Consider the following 2,621-nt stretch of genomic DNA (forward strand, 5'->3'; position numbering starts at 1 on the left):
TCGACTACCCCACCCCCAACGCCCTTGCCGTATTCCTGCATTCCGAACTGGTGGGCGCGGCCCCGGCGCCGCAGCCCCGGGTCGCCCTCGCCGCGTCGACCGACGAACCGGTGGCGATCGTAGGGATGGCCTGCCGGTTCCCGGGCGGCATCGGTTCCCCGGAGGAGCTGTGGAACCTGATGGCCTCCGGAGGTGACGCGGTCTCGGGCTTCCCCGTCGACCGCGGCTGGGACCTGGACGGGCTGTACGACCCGGATCCGGAGCGCAGCGGTACGACCTACAGCCAGTACGGCGGATTCCTGACGGATGTGGCTGGGTTCGACGCGGCGTTCTTCGGTATCTCACCGCGCGAGGCACTTGCCATGAGCCCGCAGCAGCGGCTGCTGCTGGAGACCTGCTGGGAGGCGCTGGAGAGCGCCGGAATCGATCCGGCCTCGCTGCGCGGCAGCCAGACCGGCGTGTTCGCCGGTGCCTGGAACCAGGGCTACGACGCCGTCTGGCAGTCGCCGGAACTGGAGGGCTACGCCCTGACGGGCAGCGTCACGTCGATCATCTCCGGCCGGATCGCCTACACCTTTGGCCTGGAGGGGCCGGCGGTGACGGTGGACACGGCGTGCTCGTCGTCCCTGGTCGCCCTGCACCTCGCCATCCAGGCGGTACGAGCCGGGGAATGCGACCTCGCCCTGGCCGGTGGGGTCACGGTGATGGCTACGCCTGCCGGGTTCACCGGCTTCTCCAGGCAGCGCGGGCTGTCGGTGGACGGCCGCTGCAAGGCGTTCTCCACCGAATCCGACGGATTCGGACTGGCCGAGGGCGTGGGCGTACTGCTGGTGGAGCCACTGTCCCTGGCGCGCGAGCGAGGCCACCAGGTCCTGGCGGTGGTGCGGGGCAGTGCGGTCAACCAGGACGGCGCGAGCAACGGGCTGACGGCTCCGAATGGTCCGTCGCAGCAGCGGGTGATCCGTCAGGCGCTCGCCTCGGCGGGGCTGACGCCGGCCGACGTGGACGCGGTCGAGGCGCACGGCACCGGCACCCCACTCGGGGATCCCATCGAGGCGCAGGCACTGCTGGCGACGTACGGCAAGGAGCGCGGCGCGGACCGGCCGCTGTGGCTCGGTTCCGTCAAGTCGAACATCGGCCACACGCAGGCCGCCGCAGGCGTCGCCGGTGTGATCAAGATGGTGGAGGCGATGCGGCACGGCATACTGCCCGCCACGTTGCATGCTGCTGAGCCGACGGATCAGGTCGACTGGTCGAGTGGCGGGGTGGAGCTGCTGAGCCAGGCCCGGGAGTGGCCGGTGGACGGTCGTCCGCGCCGGGCCGGTGTGTCGTCGTTCGGGATCAGCGGTACGAACGCGCACGTGATCCTTGAGGAGGTCCCGGCTCCCGAGCCGGCTGCCGGGTCGGTTCCTGTTGTTGAGGTGTCGGGTCCGGTGTCGTGGGTGGTGTCGGGCAAGTCCGAGGGTGTGGTGGGGGAGCAGGCGCGTCGTCTGCGTTCGCGGGTCGAGGCCGACCCGGGGCTGGCGCCGGTGGATGTGGCGTTCTCCCTGGCGAGTGGTCGTTCGGTGTTCGAGCACCGGGCGGTGGTGACGGGCCGGGACCGTGACGAGCTGCTGGCGGGTCTGGGCGCACTGGCGGCGGGTGAGCCTTCGGTGGGTGTGGTGACAGGTTCCGCGCTGCCGGTGGGGTCGCGGTCGGTGTTCGTGTTCCCGGGCCAGGGTTCGCAGTGGCTGGGCATGGGCGTGGAGCTGTATGAGTCCTCGCCGGTGTTCGCGCGGCGGCTGGATGAGTGTGCGGCGGCGCTGGAGCCGTGGACGGACTGGGATCTGCTGGAGGTTCTGCGGGGCGGGGATCTGGAGCGGGTGGAGGTGGTGCAGCCGGCCTTGTGGGCGGTGATGGTGTCGCTGGCGGAGGTGTGGCGGGCGCATGGCGTCGAGCCGGACGCCGTGGTCGGGCACTCGCAGGGGGAGATCGCGGCGGCGGTGGTGGCGGGTGGTCTGTCGTTGGAGGACGGGGCGCGGGTGGTGGCGTTGCGCAGCCGTCTGCTGACCGGCCTCTCCGGTGGCGGCGGGATGCTCTCGGTACGCCTGTCGGCTGAGGGGGTGCGTGAGCGGCTTGTGGAGTGGCCGCTGGTGTCGGTCGCCGCGGTCAACGGTCCCGCCCAGACCGTCGTCGCGGGCCCCCCGGAGGATCTGACGTCCCTGCAGGAGGCGTTCGAGGCCGCCGGGGTGCGGGCGCGGATGGTTCCGGTGGACTACGCCTCGCACTCCGCGCAGGTCGAGGTCCTGGAAGCGGAACTGGTCGCCGAACTCAAGGGGATCCGTCCGCAGTCGGGCAGTGTGCCGCTGTATTCGACGGTGACCGGTGACTGGCTGGATGTGTCGGAGATGGATGCCGCCTACTGGTACCGCAACCTGCGGGCCACGGTCCGGTTCGAGGACGCGGTACGCGGTCTGCTCGCGTCCGGGCACCGGGCGTTCGTCGAGGTGAGCCCGCACCCGGTGCTGGTGCCCGGCCTCCAGGACACCCTGGACGACACCCCGGGCGCGGGCGTGGTGCTGGAGACCCTGCGCCGCGACAGCGGGGACGCCTTCCGGCTTGCGACCGCGCTGGCCCACGCC

The 2,621-nt window shown here is 71.7% G+C and carries 1 protein-coding gene; it reads left to right on the plus strand.

Going from position 1 to position 2,621, the window contains the following annotated elements:
• Positions 1 to 2,621: type I polyketide synthase (locus AOK08_RS33630; protein WP_241827203.1), on the plus strand; the 2,621-nt coding region annotated here is incomplete at both ends.

The organism is Streptomyces graminilatus (assembly GCF_001418565.1).
GTDB classification, from domain to species: domain Bacteria; phylum Actinomycetota; class Actinomycetes; order Streptomycetales; family Streptomycetaceae; genus Streptomyces; species Streptomyces graminilatus.